At 72.1% G+C, this 22098-nt stretch carries 20 protein-coding genes; 11 read left to right on the top strand and 9 right to left on the bottom strand.

The annotated features are described in order from the left end of the window. Positions 1-21: 21 nt before the first annotated feature. On the bottom strand, positions 22-249 hold the full coding sequence (locus tag AVP42_RS02945) for a hypothetical protein (RefSeq protein WP_067945949.1): 228 nt from the start codon (positions 247-249) through the stop codon (positions 22-24). Positions 250-335: 86 nt separating this feature from the next. Between AVP42_RS02945 and AVP42_RS02940 the strand changes: the two genes are divergently transcribed. The 7 genes from AVP42_RS02940 to AVP42_RS02910 all read left to right on the top strand — a co-directional run bounded on the left by AVP42_RS02940 (position 336) and on the right by AVP42_RS02910 (position 8277). Beyond that, positions 336-1067 carry a ZIP family metal transporter gene (locus AVP42_RS02940; RefSeq protein ID WP_067945947.1) on the top strand — a complete coding sequence of 244 codons (732 nt, stop codon included), beginning with the start codon at positions 336-338 and terminating at the stop codon, positions 1065-1067. 229 nt (positions 1068-1296) lie between these two features. Then, complete coding sequence (locus AVP42_RS02935) at positions 1297-3420, top strand: DEAD/DEAH box helicase (protein WP_067945945.1); 2124 nt, start codon at positions 1297-1299, stop codon at positions 3418-3420. 136 nt (positions 3421-3556) lie between these two features. Beyond that, positions 3557-4588: a 6-phosphofructokinase gene (locus AVP42_RS02930; protein ID WP_067945984.1), complete on the top strand. Its 1032-nt coding sequence runs from the start codon at positions 3557-3559 to the stop codon at positions 4586-4588. Positions 4589-4592: 4 nt separating this feature from the next. Continuing rightward, on the top strand, positions 4593-5090 hold the full coding sequence (locus tag AVP42_RS02925; protein WP_067945943.1) for an 8-oxo-dGTP diphosphatase: 498 nt from the start codon (positions 4593-4595) through the stop codon (positions 5088-5090). Between the two features lie 91 nt (positions 5091-5181). Next, positions 5182-6357 (top strand): inorganic phosphate transporter, encoded by a 1176-nt coding sequence (locus AVP42_RS02920; RefSeq protein ID WP_067945941.1) that lies wholly within the window; start codon positions 5182-5184, stop codon positions 6355-6357. Beyond that, positions 6354-6695, top strand: a complete 342-nt coding sequence (locus AVP42_RS02915) for a peptidase (RefSeq protein WP_231878523.1) — start codon at positions 6354-6356, stop codon at positions 6693-6695. Before AVP42_RS02920 ends, AVP42_RS02915 begins: the two co-directional genes overlap by 4 nt. Positions 6696-6801: 106 nt before the next feature. Further along, positions 6802-8277 carry an NCS2 family permease gene (locus AVP42_RS02910; RefSeq protein ID WP_067945939.1) on the top strand — a complete coding sequence of 492 codons (1476 nt, stop codon included), beginning with the start codon at positions 6802-6804 and terminating at the stop codon, positions 8275-8277. Positions 8278-8349: 72 nt separating this feature from the next. Here the strand turns inward: AVP42_RS02910 and AVP42_RS02905 are convergent, their stop codons facing one another. Further along, positions 8350-9696, bottom strand: a complete 1347-nt coding sequence (locus AVP42_RS02905; RefSeq protein WP_067945937.1) for a uracil-xanthine permease family protein — start codon at positions 9694-9696, stop codon at positions 8350-8352. Positions 9697-9852: 156 nt separating this feature from the next. On the opposite strand from AVP42_RS02905, the gene AVP42_RS02900 reads away from it, so the two are divergent. Together AVP42_RS02900 and AVP42_RS02895 are read left to right on the top strand one after the other, a co-directional pair. Next, on the top strand, positions 9853-10206 hold the full coding sequence (locus tag AVP42_RS02900; RefSeq protein ID WP_231878522.1) for a DUF4190 domain-containing protein: 354 nt from the start codon (positions 9853-9855) through the stop codon (positions 10204-10206). Between the two features lie 106 nt (positions 10207-10312). After that, positions 10313-11698: an adenylate/guanylate cyclase domain-containing protein gene (locus AVP42_RS02895; protein WP_067945935.1), complete on the top strand. Its 1386-nt coding sequence runs from the start codon at positions 10313-10315 to the stop codon at positions 11696-11698. On the opposite strand, the gene AVP42_RS02890 is transcribed toward AVP42_RS02895, so the two are convergent. The 5 genes from AVP42_RS02890 to AVP42_RS02870 are packed head-to-tail and all read right to left on the bottom strand — an operon-like array spanning position 11689 to position 16841. Continuing rightward, complete coding sequence (locus AVP42_RS02890; protein WP_082846944.1) at positions 11689-12486, bottom strand: FadR/GntR family transcriptional regulator; 798 nt, start codon at positions 12484-12486, stop codon at positions 11689-11691. The genes AVP42_RS02895 and AVP42_RS02890 overlap by 10 nt on opposite strands. A gap of 9 nt (positions 12487-12495) precedes the next feature. After that, positions 12496-13287 (bottom strand): 3-oxoacyl-ACP reductase, encoded by a 792-nt coding sequence (locus tag AVP42_RS02885; protein WP_067945933.1) that lies wholly within the window; start codon positions 13285-13287, stop codon positions 12496-12498. Positions 13288-13325: 38 nt separating this feature from the next. Further along, complete coding sequence (locus AVP42_RS02880; RefSeq protein ID WP_067945930.1) at positions 13326-14699, bottom strand: aldehyde dehydrogenase; 1374 nt, start codon at positions 14697-14699, stop codon at positions 13326-13328. Beyond that, positions 14696-15493: a gamma-glutamyl-gamma-aminobutyrate hydrolase family protein gene (locus tag AVP42_RS02875; protein WP_067945928.1), complete on the bottom strand. Its 798-nt coding sequence runs from the start codon at positions 15491-15493 to the stop codon at positions 14696-14698. Before AVP42_RS02875 ends, AVP42_RS02880 begins: the two co-directional genes overlap by 4 nt. Continuing rightward, positions 15474-16841, bottom strand: coding sequence for a glutamine synthetase family protein (locus AVP42_RS02870; protein WP_067945926.1), 1368 nt, complete (start codon positions 16839-16841; stop codon positions 15474-15476). Before AVP42_RS02870 ends, AVP42_RS02875 begins: the two co-directional genes overlap by 20 nt. Positions 16842-17064: 223 nt before the next feature. Here AVP42_RS02870 and AVP42_RS02865 point away from each other — a divergent pair, with 223 nt between their 5' ends. Both AVP42_RS02865 and AVP42_RS02860 read left to right on the top strand, forming a co-directional pair. After that, on the top strand, positions 17065-18660 hold the full coding sequence (locus AVP42_RS02865; RefSeq protein ID WP_067945924.1) for an amino acid permease: 1596 nt from the start codon (positions 17065-17067) through the stop codon (positions 18658-18660). 146 nt (positions 18661-18806) lie between these two features. Then, positions 18807-20339, top strand: coding sequence for an aspartate ammonia-lyase (locus tag AVP42_RS02860; protein ID WP_082846943.1), 1533 nt, complete (start codon positions 18807-18809; stop codon positions 20337-20339). Positions 20340-20406: 67 nt separating this feature from the next. On the opposite strand, the gene AVP42_RS02855 is transcribed toward AVP42_RS02860, so the two are convergent. Together AVP42_RS02855 and AVP42_RS02850 are read right to left on the bottom strand one after the other, a co-directional pair. After that, positions 20407-21282 carry a fumarylacetoacetate hydrolase family protein gene (locus AVP42_RS02855; protein ID WP_067945974.1) on the bottom strand — a complete coding sequence of 292 codons (876 nt, stop codon included), beginning with the start codon at positions 21280-21282 and terminating at the stop codon, positions 20407-20409. Between the two features lie 89 nt (positions 21283-21371). Then, positions 21372-22098: DNA-3-methyladenine glycosylase (locus AVP42_RS02850; protein ID WP_197466938.1), on the bottom strand; the 727-nt coding region annotated here is incomplete at its 5' end.

Here is a 22098-nt window from a genome sequence, read left to right as displayed (position 1 = left end):
CCGCGCCGGCCGCCGCGGCGGTCACTCCTCGTCGGCGGAGGAACCCGGCCCGGGCTCGTCGGGCAGCGGCACGCGGCGCTCCTCGTCGATGCCGACGACCTCGTCGTCGGTGTCGTCGCCCACCGGACGCTCGTCGGCGTCCGCGGCTGCGGCGTCGAGATCGGCCTCGGCGGGGATCTCGCCGTCCTGTGCGACCTCGAACTCGTGATCGTCGGCGAGACCCTCGCCGAACTGCGTCGACTCGTCCATGCTGCGAGCCTAGCCCCCGGCGGCGCACGGCGACAGGGCGGGACGTCGTCCCGGGTCGCAGGGGCCCGGCGGCGTAGGCTGCGGCCATGCCGGAGTGGGGATGGGCGGCACTGGCCGGGCTCGCCGCGGGCGGTGCGCTGCTCGCGGGCGCCGTCGTGGCCTGGCTCGTCGACGTGCCCCGCCGCATCGTCGCGGGCACCATGGCCTTCGGCGCGGGCGTCCTCATCTCCGCCCTCGCGTTCGACCTGGTGCTCGAGGCGCAGGCCGAGGGCGGCCTCGGACCGACCGTGCTCGGCTTCGGCGCGGGGGCGATCGCGTACGTGCTCGCCAACCGGCTGCTCGACCGGTTCGACCAGCGCAACCCGCGCGGGCGCGGCGAAGCACCGGGCACCGGCACGGGCATCGCCGTCGGAGCCCTCCTCGACGGCATCCCCGAGTCGGCGGTCCTGGGGCTCAGCATGGTGGGCGGGTCGGGGGTGAGCGTGCCGGTCCTCCTCGCGATCGTCATCTCGAACGTGCCCGAGGGGCTGAGCTCGACCGCCGAGCTCAAGGCGTCGGGGCGGTCGGCGCGCTGGACGATGCTGCTGTGGGCGGGGATCGCGCTCGCCTGCGCGCTCGCGGCCATCGGCGGGTTCGTCGTGCTCGACGACGCCTCGGGCGCGGTGACCGCCTTCGTGACCGCGATCGCCGCCGGAGCCATCCTCGCGATGATCTGCGACACGATGATCCCCGACGCGTTCCGCACGGCGCACGAGTTCACGGGACTGCTCGCCACGCTCGGATTCCTCGCCGGCTACGCGGTGCACCAGGGCGTCTGAACGCGCCCATTGGCGCGGACCCCTCGACGACGCGTAGAATGTGCGAGGCGCCCGACGGATCCGTTCTTCGGTCCGACGGCTGGGGGAACTCGCCCCGCCATGCTCGGCTTCCGGATTCGGCGCACCGCGACGACGGCCTCGACGATCGAGCCCGTCCGGCGGCGGTGCGGGCCACCACGCCGGTGGTCGGGGGAGCCCGTTCGCATCGGGCCCAGACAGGGGAGGACCATTGGCCCAGACGAGGCAGCGGCAGCGCACGCGTTCGCGTGACGACGACGCGCCCATCATCCCGATCCTCGCGCGGAAGGTCCGCGAGGTCGAGCAGAAGGCCCAGAAGAACAAGCTGGGACCCACCAACCGCACGAAGTTCCAGGTCATCGCGCTGCTCATGCGCGAGGAGCGCGCCCGCGTGAAGGGCGACGCCGAGCTCGGCGACGCCGCGCGCGCCGAGCTGCTGAAGCGCCTCGACGGCATCGCGCAGATCCTCGCGAAGACCGCGGCACGCGACACGAGCCTGATCACGCTCCTCGAGCCGGACGCCTCGATCTCCACGGTCGCGCAGCGGTTCCGCCGCGACTGGCTGCTCGAGTCGGGCGCCGAGCTCAGCGAGGACGAGCTCATCATCGTCCGCGAGCCCGAGCCGCGGCCGGAGATCGCCGAGAACCAGGTGATCCCGCGCTCGGTCAAGGCGCGCCAATTGGCCAGCCCGTTCCTCGCGCCCGACTTCTCGCGCACCGCGCAGCCCACCGTCCCGGTCCGGCGGCTCGCGAACTGGGAGCTGCTCGGGCCCCTGTTCAAGTCGTTCGAGTCCGGGTCCGGCGGCCAGGCCGCGTCCATGGCGCTGCCCGAGCCGCCGCGGATCGACCGGCTCGCCCCGCGCGGGCTCGAGCTGATGCCGCACCAGGCGCGGTTCGTCGAGGCGGCACGCCAGGGTCACCGGCGGTTCCTCCTCGCCGACGAGCCCGGACTCGGCAAGACCGCGCAGTCGGTCCTCGCGGCCTCCGTCGCCGGCGCCTACCCGCTGCTGGCCGTCGTGCCGAACGTCGTGAAGATGAACTGGGCCCGCGAGGTCGAGCGCTGGACCCCGCACCGCCGCGCGACCGTCATCCACGGCGACGGCGACGGCGTGGACGCCTTCGCCGACGTGATCGTCGTGAACTACGACGTCCTCGACCGCCACATGGCGTGGCTGTCCACTCTGGGCTTCCGCGGCATGGTCGTGGACGAGGCGCACTTCATCAAGAACCTGCAGTCGCAGCGCTCGCGCAACGTGCTCGCGCTCGCCGACCGCATCCGCCGGAACACCCCGGGCGGCGACCCGCTGCTGCTCGCCCTCACCGGCACCCCGCTCATCAACGATGTCGACGACTTCCGTGCGATCTGGCAGTTCCTCGGCTGGATCGACGGGGACCGTCCGTCGCCCGAGCTGCTCGGCAGGCTCGAGGAGACCGGGCTGACGCCGGCCGACCAGGGCTTCTACGCCGAGGCGCGCCGCATCGTCATCGACCTCGGCATCGTGCGCCGCCGCAAGGTCGACGTCGCCGCCGACCTGCCCGAGAAGCGCATCGCCGACCTGCCTGTCGAACTCGACGACGAGGTCGGCCGGTCGATCCGCGCCGCCGAGCGCGAGCTCGGCCACCGCCTCGCGAACCGCTTCCGCGCACTCGTCGAGTCGCGCAAGCTCCGTGTCGGCGACCTCGACGAGCTCGAGCGCGACCAGTTCATCCGCGCGGTCGCCCTCTCGGAGCTCGAGGAGTCGAAGTCGGCCAAGTCGGGCGAGAACGTCTTCACCATGGTGCGTCGCATCGGCCAGGCGAAGGCCGGCCTCGCGGCCGACTACGCCGCCCAGCTGGCCCGCTCGGCCGGCAAGGTCGTGTTCTTCGCCAAGCACATCGACGTCATGGACCAGGCCGAGGCGGCGTTCGCCGCCCGCGAGCTGCGCACGGTATCGATCCGCGGCGACCAGACCGCGATCGCCCGCCAGCACGCGATCGACGCGTTCAACTCCGACCCCGAGGTCTCGATCGCGGTGGCCTCGCTCACCGCGGCGGGCGTCGGCGTGAACCTCCAGGCGGCGTCGAACGTCGTGCTCGCCGAGCTCAGCTGGACCGCGGCGGAGCAGACGCAGGCGATCGACCGCGTGCACCGCATCGGCCAGGACGAGCCCGTCACCGCGTGGCGCATCATCGCCGCCCACACGGTCGACGCGCGCATCGCCGAGCTCATCGACCAGAAGCAGGGCCTCGCCCTGCGGGCGCTCGACGGGCTCGACGTGGAGCCGGGCTCGGCCGACTCGGTGCAGCTCGACGCGCTGCAGCACCTGCTGCGCCAGGCGCTCGACGGCGCCCTGTAGCGGCGGTCGCGCGGCATCCGCTCCCCGTCATCGGCGCGGACGGATGCCGCGGGCCCCGCTAGACTCCTCGACGTTCGCGCCTCGATGAAGCGGCATCCCCGCGAACGTCCACCTCACGAGGAGTCAACCAGTGGTCATGAAGATCGGCATTCTCACGAGCGGCGGCGACTGCCCCGGCCTCAACGCGGTCATCCGCGGCGCCGTCCTGAAGGGCGTCATCACGCACGAGGCCGAGTTCGTCGGGTTCCGGTGGGGATGGCGCGGCGTCGTCGAGGGCGACATCATGCCCATCACGCGCCACGACGTGCGCGGCCTGTCGAAGCAGGGCGGCACCATCCTCGGCTCGAGCCGCACCAACCCGTTCGAGGGCGAGAACGGTGGACCCGACAACATCCGTCGCATGCTCGAGGCTGAGGGCATCGACGCGATCATCGCGATCGGCGGTGAGGGCACCCTCACGGCCGCCCGGCGGCTGGTCGACGAGGGCGGGCTCCCGGTGATCGGCGTGCCCAAGACCATCGACAACGACCTCGCCGCGACCGACTACTCCTTCGGCTTCGACACGGCCGTCGAGATCGCGACCGAGGCGATCGACCGACTGCGCACCACGGCCGAGTCGCACAACCGCGCGATGGTCCTCGAGGTCATGGGCCGGCACGTCGGCTGGATCGCGCTGCACTCGGGCATGGCGGGCGGCGCGCACGCCATCCTCATCCCCGAGCAGCCCATGGGCATCGACGAGATCTGCCACTACGTCAAGTCGGTCCGCGACCGCGGCCGCGCGCCCCTCATCGTCGTCGCCGAGGGCTTCAAGCTCGACACGATGGAGGAGGCGCACTCGCACCTCGGGCTCGACGCGTTCAACCGTCCGCGTCTCGGCGGCATCGCCGAGAAGCTCGCGCCGATGATCGAGGAGCGCACCGGCATCGAGTCGCGCCACACCGTGCTCGGGCACATCCAGCGCGGCGGCGCGCCCTCGGCGTACGACCGGGTCCTCGCGACCCGCCTCGGCATGGCCGCGGTCGACGCCGCCGTCGACCGGGCGTGGGGCAGCATGGTCACCCTGCGCGGCACCGACATCGCCCGGGTCACGATCGCCGAGGCGACCGGCGGGCTCAACCTGGTGCCGCAGTCGCGCTACGACGAGGCGAAGATCCTCTTCGGCTGAGCCGATGACCGAACCACGGATGCCGCTGCCGCAGGTCTGCGTCTGCTACCTGCTGCGCGAGTCCGAGGGCCGCACGCAGGTGCTCCTCGGCCGCAAGAAGCACGGCCTCGGACGCGGGTACTTCGTGGGGCTCGGCGGCAAGCTCGAGCCGGGGGAGACCGCGGTCGAGGCGGCCGTGCGCGAGGTCCACGAGGAGTCGGGCGTCACCGTCCGCGCCGCCGACCTCGAGGCGCGCGGGCGGTTGACGTACCTGTTCCCGCATCGCGAGGCGTGGAGCCAGGAGTCGAGCGTGTTCGTCACGCGCACGTTCACGGGCGTGCCCGCGGCATCCGACGAGCTCGACCCGGAGTGGTTCGACGTCGACCGGGTGCCGTTCGCGGAGATGTGGGACGACGCGAAGCACTGGCTGCCGGGCGTGCTCGCCGGCGGCCGCGTGCGACGCACCTTCACCTTCGGCGCCGACCTCGCGAGTGTGGTGGATCACCGGGATCACGTCGCGTAGGATCATCGGGGCTCGGCGCTCGCCGACATCCGCAACCCCTCCTGCGTGAACAGCAGGTGAATCCCTCACCCGATCTCACGGAAAGACGCCGGTGGATCTCACTCTCATCGTCGTGCTGGTCATCGCGCTGGCGCTCTTCTTCGACTTCACGAACGGGTTCCACGACACGGCGAACGCGATGGCCACGCCCATCGCCACCGGGGCGCTCCGGCCGAAGGTCGCCGTCGGCCTGGCCGCGGTGCTGAACCTGATCGGCGCCTTCCTGTCCACCGAGGTCGCGAAGACCATCTCGGGCGGGCTCATCCGCGAGGGCGAGGGCGGCGTGTTCATCACGCCCGAGCTCATCTTCGCCGGCCTCATCGGGGCGATCACGTGGAACATGATCACGTGGCTGCTGGGCCTGCCCTCGTCGTCGAGCCACGCGCTGTTCGGCGGCCTGATCGGCGCCGCGCTCGTCGGCTTCGGGCTGCAGGCCATCGACGGCGGCGTGGTGATGTCGAAGATCATCCTGCCCGCCCTGCTCGCCCCGCTCACGGCGGGACTCGTCGCGTTCACCGCCACCAAGCTCGCCTACGCGATCACGCGCCGCCACGACGGCAAGCCCGACGGACGCGACGGCTTCCGGTACGCGCAGATCTTCTCGAGCTCCCTCGTGGCGCTCGCGCACGGCACGAACGATGCGCAGAAGACGATGGGCGTCATCACGCTGACCCTGATCTCGGTGGGCATGCAGCCGGTCGGCTCGGGGCCGGAGTTCTGGGTCGTCGTGACGTGCGCCGTCGCGATCGCCCTCGGTACGTACATGGGCGGATGGCGCATCATCAAGACCCTCGGCACGGGCCTGACCGACGTGAAGCCCGCCCAGGGCTTCGCCGCCGAGACCTCCACCGCCGCGACGATCCTCGCGTCCAGCCACCTCGGCTTCGCGCTCTCGACCACGCAGGTCGCCTCGGGTTCGGTGATCGGATCGGGTCTCGGCCGGCGTGGTTCCACGGTCCGCTGGCGCACGGCGGGTCGCATCGGCGTCGGGTGGCTGCTCACCCTGCCGGCAGCCGGCGGCGTGGGCGCGCTCGCCGCGCTGATCGCCCAGACCGGGGTCACCGGGGTGCTCATCGCGGCCTTCGGCGCCGCGGCGATCATCGGCGGCATCTACCTGTGGTCGCGCCGCGACGAGGTGTCGCACCACAACGTGCTGAGCGAGGTCGCCGACTCCGGTCGCGCCGTGAGGATCAAGCGCGACCCGAAGCCGAAGAAGGTGGCCAGGTGATCGACTGGATGGCGTTCGTGATCGTGCTCGCCGCGTCGCTCCTCGGCGCGGGCGTGGTCGTCAGCCTCTACGCGCTCGGCCTCCGGCTGCTGACCGTCGGCGGCCGCACGCCCGTGGTGGCGCCCGCGACGTTCACCGACGCGATCACGGTCGTGACGCCCGAGCAGGCCGCGAAGGCCGCCAGGCGCGCCGAGAAGGCCGCCAGGAAGAGCCCGCTCACCGATGCGCAGAAGCGCGCGGCCGTGGTCGCGGCGTGGATATGCTTCGGACTGAGCGGCTCGGCCGTGCTGTTCGGAATCTATCTGATCGTGCCGGCGTTGCATGGCACGGGCGGCTGAGCCGCCGTCACCTCGTCCGGGCCGCCGTCGTCCCGCTCCGACCCCCGCTCGCCCGAGCGGACCGCAGCCGAGGCGCCCCACCGGCGCCTCCCGACCCGGGGACCACATGACCGCGACCGAGACCGAACACCGACCCGAACCCGAATCGCCGTCGCGCGCCGGAGGCGCGCTCGACCGCTACTTCGAGATCACGAAGCGCGGCTCGAGCATCTCCGCCGAGGTGCGAGGCGGCATCGTCACGTTCGTGACGATGGCCTACATCGTCATCCTCAACCCGATCATCCTCTCGAGCGGCACGGACGTCGCGGGCGACAACCTCGACTTCGCCCAGGTCGCCGCCGTCACCGGGCTCACGGCCGGCGTCATGACGATCCTGTTCGGCGTCGTCGCGCGCCTGCCGTTCGCGTTCGCGGCCGGGCTCGGCATCAACTCGTTCCTCGCCGTGTCCGTCGTGGGCCAGGTCACCTGGCCGGAGGCGATGGGCCTCGTCCTCATCAACGGGCTCGTGATCGTCCTGCTCGCCGCGACGGGCCTCCGCCGCCTCATCTTCGAGGCCGTGCCGATGCAGCTGAAGCTCGCGATCACCGTGGGCATCGGCCTGTTCATCGCCTTCATCGGCTTCGTCGACGCGGGCTTCGTCACCGCGACCGGCGCCGCGTCGCCGCCCGTCGGCCTCGGGGTCGACGGATCGGTCTCGACCATCCCCACGCTCGTGTTCGTCGCGACGCTCCTCGCGACGGGCGTGCTCGTCGCGCTGCGGGTGAAGGGCGGCATCCTCATCGGCCTGCTCTCGGGCACGGTGCTCGCGCTCGTGCTCGAGTCGATCCTCGACCTCGGCCCGAAGGTGGGCGCCGACGGGACGGTGAACCCCGAGGGCTGGGGACTGTCGGTGCCCGAGCTGCCCGCCCAGTGGGTGAGCCTGCCCGACCTGTCGCTCGTCGGCCAGGTGAGCCTCGGCAGCTTCGAGCGCATCGGCGTGCTCGCCGCGCTCATGCTCGTGTTCACGCTCGTGTTCACCAACTTCTTCGACGCCCTCGGCACCATGACCGGCCTGTCGAAGGAGGCCGGCCTCGCCGACGCGAAGGGCGACTTCCCGCGCCTGCGTTCGGCGCTCGTCGTCGAGGGCGTCGGCGCGGTCGCGGGCGGGTTCACGTCGAGCTCGTCGAACACGGTCTTCATCGAGTCCGGGTCCGGGATCGGCGAGGGCGCGCGCACCGGCCTGGCGAACCTCGTCACCGGCGTCCTCTTCCTCCTCGCGATGTTCCTGACCCCGCTCACGTCGATCGTGCCGTCCGAGGTCGCCGCCGCGGCCCTCGTCATCGTCGGCGCGCTGATGATGTCGCAGATCCGCGGCATCGACCTGTCGGACTTCAGCGTCCTGCTGCCCGTGTTCCTCACGGTCACGGTCATGCCGCTGACGTACTCCATCGCCAACGGCATCGGCGCGGGCTTCGTCAGCTGGGTCGTCGTGCGCGCGCTGTCGGGCAAGGCGCGCGAGATCAGCCCGCTCCTGTGGATCGTGGCCGTCGGCTTCGTGATCTACTTCACGCGCGGTCCGGTCGAGACGCTCATCGCCGGCTAGCCGCACGCAGTACCGGAACGGCGGATGCCGCGGGGACCTCGCCCCGCGGCATCCGCCGTTCGTCGTCTCGCCTCAGTGGCGGGCGTCGGGTGCGGGCGTCGCGCTCGCGCCCGTGACCGGCTGCTCCGCCGGTGCCGCGGTGCCGCGGAGCCGGGCGATGCCGTTCATGAGGTGGTAGATCGCGATCGCGGCGATCGTGCCGAGCGCGATGCCGTTGAACACGACCTCGCCGGCGTTGAACGTGAAGTCGGCGATCCCGATGACGAGCGCCGTCGCCGCGGTGAACTGGTTCACGGGGTTCGTGAAGTCGACGCGGTTGTCGACCCAGATCTTCACGCCGATGACGCCGATGAGCCCGTACAGCGCGGTCGTCACGCCGCCCAGCACGCCCGGAGGGATCGTGTTGATGATCGCGCCGACCTTCGGAGACAGGCCGAGCAGCACCGCGAACGACCCGGCCACCCAGTACGCCGCGGTCGAGTACACGCGCGTGGCGGCCATGACGCCGATGTTCTCGCCGTACGTCGTGGTGCCCGAGCCGCCGAAGAAGCCGGCGAGGGTCGTCGCGAGTCCGTCGGCGAACAGGGCCCGGCCGGTGTACGCGTTCACGCGCTGGTCGGTCATCTGCGCGACGCCGCGGATGTGGCCGACGTTCTCCGCGACGAGCACGAGCACCACGGGCAGGAACGCCGGCAGGAGTCCCCAGACCGCGGCATCCGCCAGCGGGTTCGCGGGGAGGTGGAACTGCGGCAGCCCGACCCACGCGGCCTCGCCGACCGCGGCGAAGTCCACCTCGCCCTGCACGACCGCGACGGCGTAGCCGACGAGGACGCCGAGGAGGATCGACATACGCCCGAGGATGCCGCGGAACGCGACGCTCGCGACGAGCACCGCCACGAGGGTCACGAGGGCCGTCAGCGGGGCCTCCTGGAAGTTGGCCTTGGCCACGGGGGCGAGGTTCAGGCCGATGAGCGCCACGATGGCGCCGGCCACCACGGGGGGCATGAGGACGTCGATCCACCGCGAGCCCGCGAACTGCACCACGAGCCCGACCACCGCGAGCAGTACGCCCACCACGACGATGCCGAACAGCGCCGCCCCCACCGGGTCGGCGACGCCCTCCGCGGCCATCGCGGCCGTGATCGGCGCGATGAACGCGAACGACGAACCGAGGTAGCTCGGCACCCGGTTGCCCGTGACGAGCAGGCACAGGATCGTGCCGATGCCCGAGAAGAACAGGGTGGTCGCGGGCGGGAAGCCCGTGATGATGGGCACGAGGAACGTCGCGCCGAACATGGCGACGACGTGCTGCGCGCCGAGGCCGATGGTGCGCGGCCAGGAGAGGCGCTCGCCGGGGGCGACGACGTCGCCGGGCGCGACGTGGGCGCCGTCGCCGTGCAGGGTCCAGGGCAGGGGCATAGGGCTCCGATCGGGTCGTGGTGGGGGCTGCACGGATGCTACCCGGTGCGGCCGCCCTCGCGTCAGCCGCCCCGCGGATCCGGGGGTTCACCCCATACCGCGGCTCCGGAGGGCTCCGTAGCGTTGAGGCATCCGCTCGAACAGGAGAACCCCGCGATGACCACCGCAACCGATCCCATGACCACTCCGACCGCGACGCCGTCGCCCGGCGACGACGCGTCGCCCTACGCCGTCGGATCCGCGCCCGTCGTCGAGGAGCAGCGCGGCTTCGCCATCTCGAGCCTCGTGCTCGGCCTCGTCTCGTTCGTCGCCGGCTTCACCTTCGTCGTGCCGGCCGCGGGCCTCGTGCTCGGCATCCTCGCGCTGAAGCGCGAGCCCGCCGCGCGCACGATGGCGATCTGGGGCATCGTGCTGAACGCCGTGGTCCTGGCCGGCGTCGCGATCGCGGCCCTCGCCACGGTCGCGTTCGGGCTGTTCCTGCTGCCGTTCGTGCCGTTCGCCTTCATCTGACCCGCGATCCGCCCGGCGCCCCGGTCCACGCGACCGGGGCGTCGGCTGTGTCGGCCACCGGCGCATCGCGGCGGTGCGGGCGTAGTCTGGCGCTCGGAGGAGGACGATGCGCGAGCACGGGCGGCCGATCCGGGCGGCGCGACCCGACGAGCCCGGGTACGCGGCGACCGAGGACGGCTACGTCGCCTATCGAGTGTTCGGGCACGGCCCCCTCGACCTCCTCGTCATCGGCAACTGGGCGAGCAACATCGAGGTCATCACCGAGCACCCGTCGATGGCCCGCTACCTCGACCGGCTCTCCCGCTACGCGCGGGTCATCTGCTTCGACAAGCGCGGCGCAGGCCTCTCCGATCCGGTGCCCATGAACGCGCTGCCGACGCTCGAGCACTGGATGGACGACGCGCGCGCGGTGCTCGATGCCGTCGGGTCCGAGAGCGCCGCGCTCCTCGGCGACGCCGAGGGCGGCCCGATGGCGATGACGTTCGCGGCCACGTACCCGCAGCGCACGCGCGCCCTGGTGCTCGTCAATACGTTCGCTCGGATGCTCCGGGCCCCCGACTACCCGATCGGGATGCCCGAGGAGACCTCCGAGAAGCTGCTCGTCGAGTGGGAGCGGGGCTGGGGCCGCGGCGACGTCGTCCTGCCGCTCTCGGCTCCGGGCGTCGCCGACGACCCCCAGATGCAGCGCTGGGCCGGCCGCTACATGCGCCTGTCGGCGTCGCCGGCGACGGCGACGCGGATCTACCGCTGGGTCCTCCACCTCGACGTCCGGTCGGTGCTGCCGAGCATCAACGTCCCCACGCTCGTGCTGCACCGCGCGGGCAACCGGCACTACCGGGTGGCGATGGGCAGGTACCTCGCCGAGCACATCCCGGGCGCGACGTATGCCGAGCTTCCGGGGGCCGACTGGTACCCGCCCTTCGTCGACGCGGATCCGGTGCTCGACCGCATCGGGGAGTTCCTCACCGGCGATCGCGCGGAGACCGTCGACGACCGGGTCCTCGCCACGGTGCTCTTCACCGATATCGTCGGCTCGACCGATGCGGCCGCCCGGCTCGGCGACCGCCGCTGGCTGGACCTGAAGGACGCGCACGACGCGCTCGTGCGCACGCAGCTCGAGCGGTACCGGGGAAGGGAGATCGGCACCACGGGCGACGGCTTCCTCGCGATCTTCGACGGGCCCGCGCGCGCCGTGCGCTGCGCATCGGAGATCGCGAGCGCGGTCCGGACGCTGGGCATCGACATTCGCGCCGGGCTGCACAGCGGCGAGGTCGAACTGCACGACGGCGACGTCGCCGGCATCGCCGTCCACATCGCGGCGCGGGTCATGGCGCTGGCCGGGGCCGGTCGGGTGCTCGTCTCGGGGACGGTGAAGGACCTCGTGGTCGGATCGCCGATCCGGTTCGAGGACCACGGCGAGCACGCCCTGAAGGGCGTGCCCGGCCGATGGCGCCTGTTCGAGGTCGCCGGCATCGACTCCGGTCAGCCGTAGAAGCCGCGGAGCAGCGCCTCGGTTCCCTCGAGGTGCTCGGCCATCGCGCGGGCCGCGTCGTCGCCCGAGCCGCGGAGGATCGCCTCGACGATGGCGCGATGCTGCTCGTCGGAGTGCGCGATGTTCGGCGAGAGCAGCGGGATGCCGTCGAGGAACGCGTTGACCCGCATGCGCACGTCCGCCATGAGCGGGATGACGCTCGTCGCCCCGAGCAGTTCGGCGATGAGGAGGTGGAATCGCGAGTCGGCCATCCGGTACTGCCCGGGCCCGGCGTCGTGGCAGTCCCGGTAGGCCTGCCACAGGCGTTCGCGGTCGGATGCCGCGAGCGGACGCTCGGCGGCCCGCCGCGCGGCCCCCACCTCGACGACCGCACGGAGGGCGAGGGTGTCCTCGAGCTCGGCGGCCAGCGCCTCCGGGTCGGTCGGCGGGGCGGGGGAGTGCGGCGTGGTGTGCGCGGGGAGCGGATCGGCGACGAACGTGCCCCCGTAGCGCCCGCGCCGCGACACGACCCACCCCGCGTCGGCGAGCGATCCGATCGCGTCGCGCAGCGTGTCGCGGCTGACCTCGAGCGTGCCGGCGAGCTCGCGCTCGGGCGGGAGGCGCTCGCCGGGTGCGATGAGGCCCAGTCGGATCGACTGCAGCAGCCGCTGCACGGTCTCCTCGAACGCGTTCGCCGGCCGGGCGGGGGTGAGCAGCAGGTCGGCGCTCAGCAGCGAGGCGGGCTCGGGCGCGGGCGGACCGGCCGCGGCATCCGTCGCCGACGCCCCCTCGCCCGCACCCGTGGTCATGGTTCGAGCCTAGAGCGGCGTGACGTAGGCGGAGCTGATGCCGCCGTCGACCAGGAACGTCGAGCCGGTGATGAACGACGCGTCGTCGCTCGCGAGGAACGCCACGGCCGCCGCGAGCTCCTCGGGCTCGGCGAACCGGCCGACGGGCACGTGCACGAGCCGGCGCTGCGCGCGCTCGGGGTCCTTCGCGAAGAGCTCCTGCAGCAGGGGCGTGTTGACCGGCCCGGGGCAGAGGGCGTTCACGCGGATGCCCTGCCGGGCGAACTGCACGCCGAGCTCGCGGCTCATGGCGAGCACGCCGCCCTTCGACGCGGTGTACGAGATCTGCGAGGTCGCCGAGCCGAGCACCGCGACGAACGACGCGGTGTTGATGATCGACCCGCGGCCCTGCGCGACCATGTGCCGGAGCGCGGCGCGCGAGCACAGGTAGACCGACTTCAGGTTGACGTCCTGCACCTTCTGCCAGGCGGGCAGTTCGGTGGTCTCGATCGAGTCGTCGTCGGGCGGTGAGATGCCGGCGTTGTTGAAGGCGACGTCGACCGAGCCGTAGACGCGGGCCGCCTCGTCGAACAGGTGGTCGACCTGCTCCTGGTCGGTCACGTCGACCTGCACGAACAGGCCGTCGACGACGGATGCCGCGGCCTCGCCGGCGGCGGCGTCCAGGTCGCCGATCACCACCTTCGCGCCCTCCGCGGCGAGGCGCTTCGCGGTCGCGAGTCCGATGCCGGAGGCGCCGCCGGTGATGACGGCCACGCGGCCCGCGAGCCGCTGGGTGAGGTCGATGCGGGTGAGGTCTGCCATGGTGCTCCTTGGGTTCAGGTTCCGGGCCGCGCGCCGAGCTACGCGACCACCGGCGGCTGGTCGACGGCGAAGAAGACGTTCTTGGTCTCGGTGAAGGCCAACGGGGCGTCGGGACCGAGCTCGCGTCCGAGGCCCGACTGCTTGAAGCCGCCGAACGGGGTCGCGTAGCGCACCGACGAGTGCGAGTTGACCGACAGGTTGCCCGACTCGATGGCCCGGGCGACGCGGATGCCGCGGCTGAGGTCGCGCGTCCACACCGACCCGGACAGGCCGTACTCGCTCGCGTTGGCGAACGAGATCGCGTCGGCCTCGTCATCGAACGGGAAGACCGAGACGACCGGTCCGAAGATCTCCTCGCGCGCGGCGCGCGAGTCGCGGGCGGGGGTCAGCACCGTCGGGGCGAACCAGAAGCCCGGGCCGTCGGGCGCGGTGCCGCGGAAGGCGACGTCCGCGTCATCCGGCACGAACGAGGCCACGCGGTCGAGGTGGGTGCGCGCGACGAGCGGGCCCATCTCGGTGGACTCGTCGGCGGGGTCGCCGACCTTCACGCCCTGCACGGCGGGCTCCAGCAGCTCCATGAAGCGGTCGTACACCGAGCGCTCGACGAGGATGCGGCTGCGGGCGCAGCAGTCCTGCCCGGCGTTCTCGAAGACGCCGTACGGCGCGGTCGCCGCGGCCCGCTCGAGGTCGGCGTCGGCGAAGACGAGGTTCGCGCTCTTGCCGCCGAGCTCGAGCGTGACGCGCTTCACCTGGTCGGCGCAGCCGGCCATGATGCGCTTGCCCACCTCGGTCGAGCCCGTGAACACCACCTTCCGCACGGTCTCGTTCGTGACGAACCGTTCGCCGACGACCGAGCCGCGGCCCGGGATGACGCGGAACAGCCCCTCGGGCAGGCCCGCCTCGAGGCCGAGCTCGGCGAGGCGGAGGCTCGTGAGCGGGGTCCACTCCGCGGGCTTCAGCACGACCGCGTTGCCCGCGGCGAGCGCCGGCGCGAATCCCCACGAGGCGATCGTCATGGGGAAGTTCCACGGCGTGATCACCCCGACGACGCCGAGCGGTTCGTGGAACGTCACGTCGAGCCCGCCGGCGACGGGGATCTGGCGGCCCGACATCCGCTCGGGTGCCGCGGCGTAGTACTCGAGCACGTCGCGCACGTGGCCGGCCTCCCACCTGGCCTGGCCGACGGGGTGGCCGGAGTTGCGGACCTCGAGTCCGGCGAGCTCGTCGATCGCGCCGTCGACGGCGTCGGCGAACCGGCGGAGCACCCGCGCCCGGTCGGCGGGCGCCGCGCGCGCCCACTCGCGCTGGGCGCGTGCGGCGTCGGCGATCGCGGCATCCGTCTCGTCGACCGTGGCCGCCTCGACGGTGGTCACGACGGTCTCGTCGGCGGGGTTGACGATGGTGTGGCTCACGCGGAGTCCCTCCTCGGGTCGGCTGCGGTCCGGGCGGCGCGGCGGGTTCGGGCGGCGTCGACGAGCCCGGCGAAGAGGCGGCGGTCGGCGGCGTTCTCCTCGGGGTGCCACTGCACGGCCACGCCGAACGCGGCGTCGTCGACCTCCACGGCCTCGATCACGCCCTCGGCCGTGCGTGCGGTGACGGTCAGGCCGTCGGCCACGCGGTCGATCGCCTGGTGGTGGTAGACGTGCACGTCGATCTCGCCGCGCGGCTCGTCGACCTCGCCGAGGATCGCGTCGAGCCGGCTGCCGCGCTCGACCGAGACCCGCTTGGCGCCGAACACGGCGGGCGCCGGCTGGTACTCCTCGTGGCCGACCACGTCGGGCAGGTGCTGCACGAGCGTGCCGCCGAGGGCGACGTTCAGCATCTGCGCGCCGCGGCAGATCCCGAGGAAGGGCACGTCCTCGTCGATCGCCGCGGTGAGCAGCGCATCCTCCCAGGCGTCCCGATCGGTGCGGGGGGCGCCGGTGCGCTCGTGCGGAGCCTGTCCGTACCGTCGCGGGTCGACGTCGGCGCCGCCGGAGACGATGAGCCCGTCCACGCCCGCGAGCACCCGGCGCGCGATCTCCGGGGTGACCGGCTGGGGCGGCAGGAGCACGGCGATGCCGCCCGCGTCCGTCACCGCGTCGAGGTACACCTTCGGGAGGAACGACGCGGGCAGGTCCCAGACGCCCGTCTGCGACCGCTCGAGGTAGGTGGTCACCCCGATGACGGGCGCGCCGACGTCGGACTCAGAAGCGCTCGAAGCCACGGACCCGCTCCCAGTCGGTCACGGCGGCGTCGTAGGAGGCGAGCTCGACGCGCGCGTTGTTGAGGTAGTGCTCGACGACCTCGTCGCCGAACGCGTCGCGGGCGATCGCCGACCCGGCGAACAGGTCGGCCGACTCGCGGAGGGTCGCGGGCACGCGCGCGACGTCGCTCTCGTACGCGTTGCCGACGAACACGTCGCCCGGGTCGAGCTCGTGGTCGATGCCGTGCAGGCCCGCGGCGATGAGGGCGGCGACGGCGAGGTACTGGTTGACGTCGCCGCCGGGGACCCGGTTCTCGACGCGCAGGCCGAGCCCGTGGCCGACGACGCGCAGCGCGCAGGTGCGGTTGTCGAGGCCCCAGGCGATCGCGGTCGGGGCGAAGCTGCCCGCCACGTAGCGCTTGTAGGAGTTGATGTTCGGCGCCGAGAAGAGGGTGAGTTCGCGCATCGCGGCGATCTGCCCGCCGAGGAAGTGCTTGAACATCGTCGACATGCCGCGCTCGTCGGCAGGGTCGGCGAACACGGCCTCGCCGGAGTCGCTCCGCAGCGAGATGTGGATGTGGCAACTGTTGCCCTCGCGCTCGTTGAACTTGGCCATGAACGTGAGCGCCTTGCCGTGCCGGTCGGCGATCTCCTTCGCGCCGTTCTTGTAGATCGAGTGGTTGTCGCAGGTGCCGAGCGCGTCGGTGTAGCGGAAGGCGATCTCCTGCTGGCCGAGGTTGCACTCGCCCTTGACGCCCTCGCAGTACATGCCGGCGCCGTCCATCGAGTTCCGGATGTCGCGCAGCAGCGGCTCCATCCGGGTCGAGGCGAGCAGCGCGTAGTCGATGTTGTAGTCGCTCGCGGGCGTGAGGTCGCGGTAGCCCTTCCGCCAGGCGTCGCGGTACGAGTCGTCGAAGACGATGAACTCGAGTTCGGTGCCCACGTAGGCCGTGAGGCCGCGCTCGGCGAGCCGGTCGAGCTGGCGCTGCAGGATGCGGCGGGGCGACGCCTCCACTGGGCGGCCGTCGAGCCAGGTCAGGTCGGCCGTCACGAGCGCGCTCGCCTCGAGCCACGGGGCCATCCGGAGGGTCGAGAGGTCGGGGACGAGCGCCATGTCGCCGTAGCCGCGCTCCCAGCTGGACATCTCGTAGCCGTCGACGGTGTTCATCTCGACGTCGACGGCGAGCAGGTAGTTGCACGCCTCGGCGCCGTGCAGGGCGACCTCCTCGAGGAACAGCCGCGCGGAGACGCGCTTGCCCACGAGCCGGCCCTGCATGTCGGTGAACGCCACGATCACGGTGTCGACGTGGCCGTCGGCGACCGCGGAGCGGAGCCCGTCGAGGCTGAGATATCCGGTGGGTGCCGCCATGTCGGGCGCCTCCTCGCGTCAAATGGTCGGGTTCGCCGCCCATTACATCACGCCGCGGCATCCGTGCCTAGGCGGCTGCCGGGCCGTCTCGTCGCTCGGCGTCGGGGGGCCACCCGAAAAAGGTCTGTACGAGCGACCATTGCCGCCCTATCATGTGGCGCACAGCATCGCACCCCGCGCCCGCCCCCGGAGGCCCGCGCGATGACGGACAGGAGAGCGCCACATGGCGAAAGACACCCTCAAGGTCTCGGGCGTGACCTACACGACCGCCGACCAGGGCTACTTCGAGAAACGCCGACTCACGCGAGCCGCGGGAGTCTGGGGCCTGTGGGGCCTCGCCGTCGCCGCGGTCATCTCCGGCGACTTCTCCGGATGGAACTTCGGCATCGACTTCGCCGGCTTCGGCGGCATGCTCATCGCGTTCGCGATCCTCGTGGTCATGTACTACGGCCTGATCTTCTCCATCGGCGAGATGGCGTCGGCCATGCCGCACACCGGCGGCGCCTACTCGTTCTCGCGCGCCGCGATGGGGCCGTGGGGCGGCTTCGTCACGGGCCTCGCGGAGACCATCGAGTACGTCGCGACCACCGCGGTGATCGTGTTCTTCTCGGCCTCCTACGCCGACGCGATCACGAGCGAGCTGCTCGGCTTCTCGATGCCGGGACCGGTCTGGTGGATCATCCTCTACGCCGTCTTCATCGGCATCAACGCGGCCGGGGCGAACATCTCGTTCAAGTTCGCCATCGTGGTCTCGATCATCTCCATCGGCATCCTGCTCGTCTTCTCGGTCATGGCGCTGTTCTCGGGCCAGTTCTCGTGGGACAACCTGTTCGACATCCAGCCCGACCCGGGCCAGAGCGCGTTCCTGCCGCACGGCGTGCTGCCGATCCTGTTCGCCCTGCCGTTCGCGATGTGGTTCTTCCTCGGCATCGAGGAGCTCCCGCTGGCCGCCGAGGAGTCGCACAACCCGGTCCGCGACATCCCGCGCGCCGGCATCATCGCGCGCGCCACCCTCATCGTCACCGGCCTCCTGGTGCTGTTCCTGAACACCGGGGTCGTCGGCGCCGAGGCGACCGGCAGCGCGGGCGAGCCGCTGCTCGACGGCTTCCGCGTCATCGTGGGCGACGGGCTCGCGGCGGTGCTCGCGCTGTTCGCGCTCATCGGCCTGCTCGCCTCGCTGCAGGGCATCATGTTCGCCTACGGGCGCAACATGTACTCGCTCTCGCGCGCGGGGTACTACCCGAAGTTCCTCTCGCTCACCGGCAAGCGGCAGACGCCGTGGGTCGCGCTCGTCGCAGGTGCCGTGATCGGCTTCGCGGCGCTCGTGGTCCTGGACCTGCTGGCGCGGGTCGACGAGGAGGGCGCGGGCGCGGTCGCCGGCGCGATCGTGCTGAACATCGCCGTGTGGGGCGCCGTGCTCGCCTACATCCTGCAGATGATCGCGTACGTGATCCTCCGCCGGAAGTACCCGAACGCCAAGCGCCCGTACCGCAGTCCGTGGGGCGTGCCGGGCGCGATCACCGCGGCGGCGATCTCGGGGCTCATCTTCCTCGGCTTCCTGCTGAACCCGACCTTCGTGCCGGCGATCATCGCCATCGCGATCGTGTACGCGGTCATGCTCATCGGCTTCGGCGTGTACGGACGCCACCGCCTCGTGCTCTCGCCCGAGGAGGAGTACGCCGTCTCCGGCGGCCTCCACGGCGACCCCCAGGCCGAGGGCTACGGCGGCCGGGTCGAGGAGGAGCTGCTCGCGATGGACGGCGTCGACGCGTCCGGACGCGCGACGGTCGACGAGCCGACGGGCGACCCGAAGGCCTGACGGACGGACGGAGCGGGCGGCGCACGAAAGCTGCGCCGCCCGCTCGGCCACGCACGGAAGCGCCGGGCCGCTGCGAACGGCGCCGCAGGCCCCGCGAGTAGGCTCGAATCGACCCCGCGCGGCGATCCCGCGCACCCGAAGAGGCGATGGAGCCATACGTGTCGACGATCCGACCATCCCACCCGACCGCCGTGAGCGAATCCGCTGAGGATCCGGCGATCACCGCGAACCACCTGGGCCCGACCCGCACCGAGACCGACTCGCTCGGCTCGGTCGAGGTTCCGGCCGACGCGTACTGGGGCGTGCACACCATGCGCGCGCTCGAGAACTTCCCGATCTCCAAGCGACCCATCTCGGTCTACCCCGAGCTCGTGGTCGCCCTCGCGCAGGTCAAGCAGGCGGCAGCGCGCGCCAACAAGGAACTCGGCGCGCTCGAGCCGCAGAAGCAGGCCTGGATCGAGGAGGCCTGCCAGCGCATCATCGACGGCGAGTTCCACGACCAGTTCGTGGTCGGCGTCATCCAGGGCGGCGCGGGCACGTCGACGAACATGAACGCGAACGAGGTCATCACCAACGTCGCGCTCGAGATCGCCGGCTACGGCAAGGCGCGCTACGACGTGCTCCACCCGATCGACGACGTCAACCGCAGCCAGTCGACGAACGACACGTACCCGACCGCGCTGAAGCTCGCGATGACCGCGTCGCTGACGACCATGCTCATCCAGCTCGACCAGCTGCGCATCTCGTTCGGTCGCAAGGGCCGCGAGTTCCACGAGGTGCTGAAGGTCGGCCGCACCCAGCTGCAGGACGCGGTCCCCATGACGCTCGGGCAGGAGTTCCACAGCTTCGCCACGACGCTCGGCGAGGACATCGCCCGCCTCCGCGAGACCATCAAGCTGCTCTCCGAGGTGAACCTCGGCGCCACGGCGATCGGCACCGGCATCACGGCCGACCCCGGCTACGCGGCATCCGTGGTGCGCCATCTCAGCGAGATCACCGGCCAGCACCTCGAGACCGCGCCCGACCTCGTCGAGGCCACGAGCGACACGGGCGTGTTCATGACCTTCTCGAGCGCGCTGAAGCGCAGCGCGATCAAGCTCTCGAAGATCTGCAACGACCTGCGCCTGCTCTCCTCCGGTCCGCAGGCGGGCCTGGCCGAGATCAACCTCCCGCCGAAGCAGGCGGGCTCCAGCATCATGCCCGGCAAGGTGAACCCGGTGATCCCCGAGGCCGTGAGCCAGGTCGCGTACGCGGTCGCGGGGGCGGATGTCACGGTCATGATGGCCGCCGAGAACGGCCAGCTCCAGCTGAACGCGTTCGAGCCGGTCATCGCGCACTCCCTGCTCCAGTCGATCACCTGGATGCGGCAGGCGTGCTGGACGCTGCGCGTGAACTGCGTCGACGGCATCACGGCGAACACGGAGCGGCTCGAGGCGCAGGTCGCCTCGAGCGTCGGCGTCATCACCGCCCTCATCCCGTTCATCGGCTACACCGAGGCGGCGAAGCTCGCCAAGCAGGCGCTCGCCACGGGTCGTCCGGTGGCCGACCTCGTCGTGGAGGCCGGCCTCATGACCCGCGAGGACGTGACGCGGCAGCTCTCGCCGTCGCGACTGTCCGGCGTGCACCCGATCACCGAGGCGATCCCGGCGATCGAGCGCAAGGGCGAGCCGAGCGACTGAGTCCGCGGCGACGGCGAGGGGGCGGATGCCGCGGCATCCGCCCTTTCGCGTCGCTGCGGGCGGCGCGTCAGACCACGCGGCAGTGCGTGGTGAGCGAGCCGATGCCCTCGATGCTGACGGTGACGGTGGAGCCGTCCTTCAGGAACACCTGCGGGTTGCGGCTGTAGCCGGCGCCGCCGGGGCTGCCCGTCGAGATGAGCGTGCCGGGCGGCAGCGTCGCGGTCTTCGACAGGTACGAGATGATCTCGGCCACGCTGCGCACCATCTCGTTCGTCGACGCGTCCTGGAGGATGTGCCCGTCGAGGTTCGTGGTGAGCCAGAGGTCCTGCGGGTCGGCGATCTCGTCGGCGGTGACGACGACCGGGCCCGTGGGGGTGAAGCCGTCGAACGACTTGCAGCGCGACCACTGGGCCTCGCTGAACTGGATGTCGCGTGCGGTGATGTCGTTGACGACCGTGTAGCCCCAGACGTGGTCGAGGGCGTCGACGGGGGAGACGTCCTTCGCGGCGGTGCCGATGATGACGCCGAGCTCGGCCTCGTAGTCGACCTGGGTCGCGACGTCGCCGGCCCACTCGGTGGTCTGGCCGTGCCCGGTCAGCGAGTTGGGCCACAGCGAGAAGATGGTCATCGCGGATTCGGAGCGCAGCTTCAGCTCCGAGGCGTGCGCGGCGTAGTTCGCGCCGATCGCGAGCACCTGGGCGGGGCGGAGCACCGCGGAGGAGTGCCGGAGCTCGGCGACGGGGGTGGTGGGCGCCCCGCGGTCGACGGCTGTCGCGACCGCGGCGCGCACCTCGTCGAGGGCGTCGGGGCCGCGCTCGATCAGGTCCTGCAGGTCGCGCGGGGCGTCGGGGAGGAGGTCGTCGAGGAAGAGCGCGTCATCGCCGATCACCGTCGCGAGTCGGGGGGTGGGCTGGCCGTCGACTCGGAGGTGCGCGAACTTCACCATCCCAGACTATCCACCGGTCCAGCCGGGCGGCTGTGCGAGATGTACAACGACCGGGCTCCGATGCTCCGCGACGTCGACAACGCGGGTCAGGCGGATGCCGCGCGCCACAGGTGCATCGACGCGTAGCTGCGCCACGGCGCCCACGCCGCCCCGCGCTCCGCGAGCCCGCGCTGGTCGGCGGGCAGGCCCAGGCGCGCGGCGCCGTTGCGGAGCGCGAGGTCGGACACGAGGAGCTCGTCGGGCTCGCGGGTGACGCGCATGGCGAGGTAGCCGGCGGTCCACGGGCCGATCCCCGGCACGGCGAGCAGGTCGGCCCGGAGCTCGTGGCGCTCGCGCTCGGGGGCGACCACGAGGTCGCCGGAGGCCAGGCGCGCGCACACGTCCACGATCGTCCGGATGCGGGCAGCCGGTCCCCGCAGCACCGAGGCGCCCTCGGCGGCGATCGCGGCCGGCGTGGGGAAGAGCCGCCGGGGCCCGTCGGCGTCGATCGGCGCCGGACCCGGTCGGCCGGTGGTGCCCAGCGGTTCGCCGAGGGCCTCGGCGAGCCGCCCGAGGGCGGTGCGTGCGGAGGCCACCGAGACCTGCTGGCCCACCAGTGCGCGCACGACGAGCTCGTGCGCGTCGAGCGCGCCGGGCATGCGGATGCCCGGCACCGCTGCGACCGACGGGGCGAGCGCGGGGTCGGCCGAGAGCGCCTCGTCGATCGCGACGGCGTCGGCGTCGAGGTCGAACAGGCGCCGGACCCGGGCGACGAGCGGCGCGAGGTCGGCGAGCGCCGTGAGCCGCGCCTCGACCTCGACGCCCGCGCCGCGC

Source organism: Agromyces sp. NDB4Y10 (genome assembly GCF_001620055.1).
In the GTDB taxonomy this organism is placed as follows: domain Bacteria; phylum Actinomycetota; class Actinomycetes; order Actinomycetales; family Microbacteriaceae; genus Agromyces; species Agromyces indicus.
Note: the sequence above shows the minus strand (reverse complement) of the source record. Positions and strands in the feature narration are given on the sequence as shown.

Excerpts from the sequence above, each read along its gene's own strand:
- AVP42_RS02900 (WP_231878522.1), top strand. The coding sequence starts at position 9,853 with ATGACCACCGCAACCGATCCCATGACCACTCCGACCGCGACGCCGTCG.
- AVP42_RS02870 (WP_067945926.1), bottom strand. The coding sequence starts at position 16,841 with ATGGCGGCACCCACCGGATATCTCAGCCTCGACGGGCTCCGCTCCGCG.
- AVP42_RS02945 (WP_067945949.1), bottom strand. The coding sequence starts at position 249 with ATGGACGAGTCGACGCAGTTCGGCGAGGGTCTCGCCGACGATCACGAG.
- AVP42_RS02910 (WP_067945939.1), top strand. The coding sequence starts at position 6,802 with ATGACCGCGACCGAGACCGAACACCGACCCGAACCCGAATCGCCGTCG.
- AVP42_RS02895 (WP_067945935.1), top strand. The coding sequence starts at position 10,313 with ATGCGCGAGCACGGGCGGCCGATCCGGGCGGCGCGACCCGACGAGCCC.
- AVP42_RS02940 (WP_067945947.1), top strand. The coding sequence starts at position 336 with ATGCCGGAGTGGGGATGGGCGGCACTGGCCGGGCTCGCCGCGGGCGGT.
- AVP42_RS02930 (WP_067945984.1), top strand. The coding sequence starts at position 3,557 with ATGAAGATCGGCATTCTCACGAGCGGCGGCGACTGCCCCGGCCTCAAC.
- AVP42_RS02890 (WP_082846944.1), bottom strand. The coding sequence starts at position 12,486 with ATGACCACGGGTGCGGGCGAGGGGGCGTCGGCGACGGATGCCGCGGCC.
- AVP42_RS02865 (WP_067945924.1), top strand. The coding sequence starts at position 17,065 with ATGGCGAAAGACACCCTCAAGGTCTCGGGCGTGACCTACACGACCGCC.
- AVP42_RS02925 (WP_067945943.1), top strand. The coding sequence starts at position 4,593 with ATGACCGAACCACGGATGCCGCTGCCGCAGGTCTGCGTCTGCTACCTG.
- AVP42_RS02860 (WP_082846943.1), top strand. The coding sequence starts at position 18,807 with ATGGAGCCATACGTGTCGACGATCCGACCATCCCACCCGACCGCCGTG.
- AVP42_RS02905 (WP_067945937.1), bottom strand. The coding sequence starts at position 9,696 with ATGCCCCTGCCCTGGACCCTGCACGGCGACGGCGCCCACGTCGCGCCC.
- AVP42_RS02885 (WP_067945933.1), bottom strand. The coding sequence starts at position 13,287 with ATGGCAGACCTCACCCGCATCGACCTCACCCAGCGGCTCGCGGGCCGC.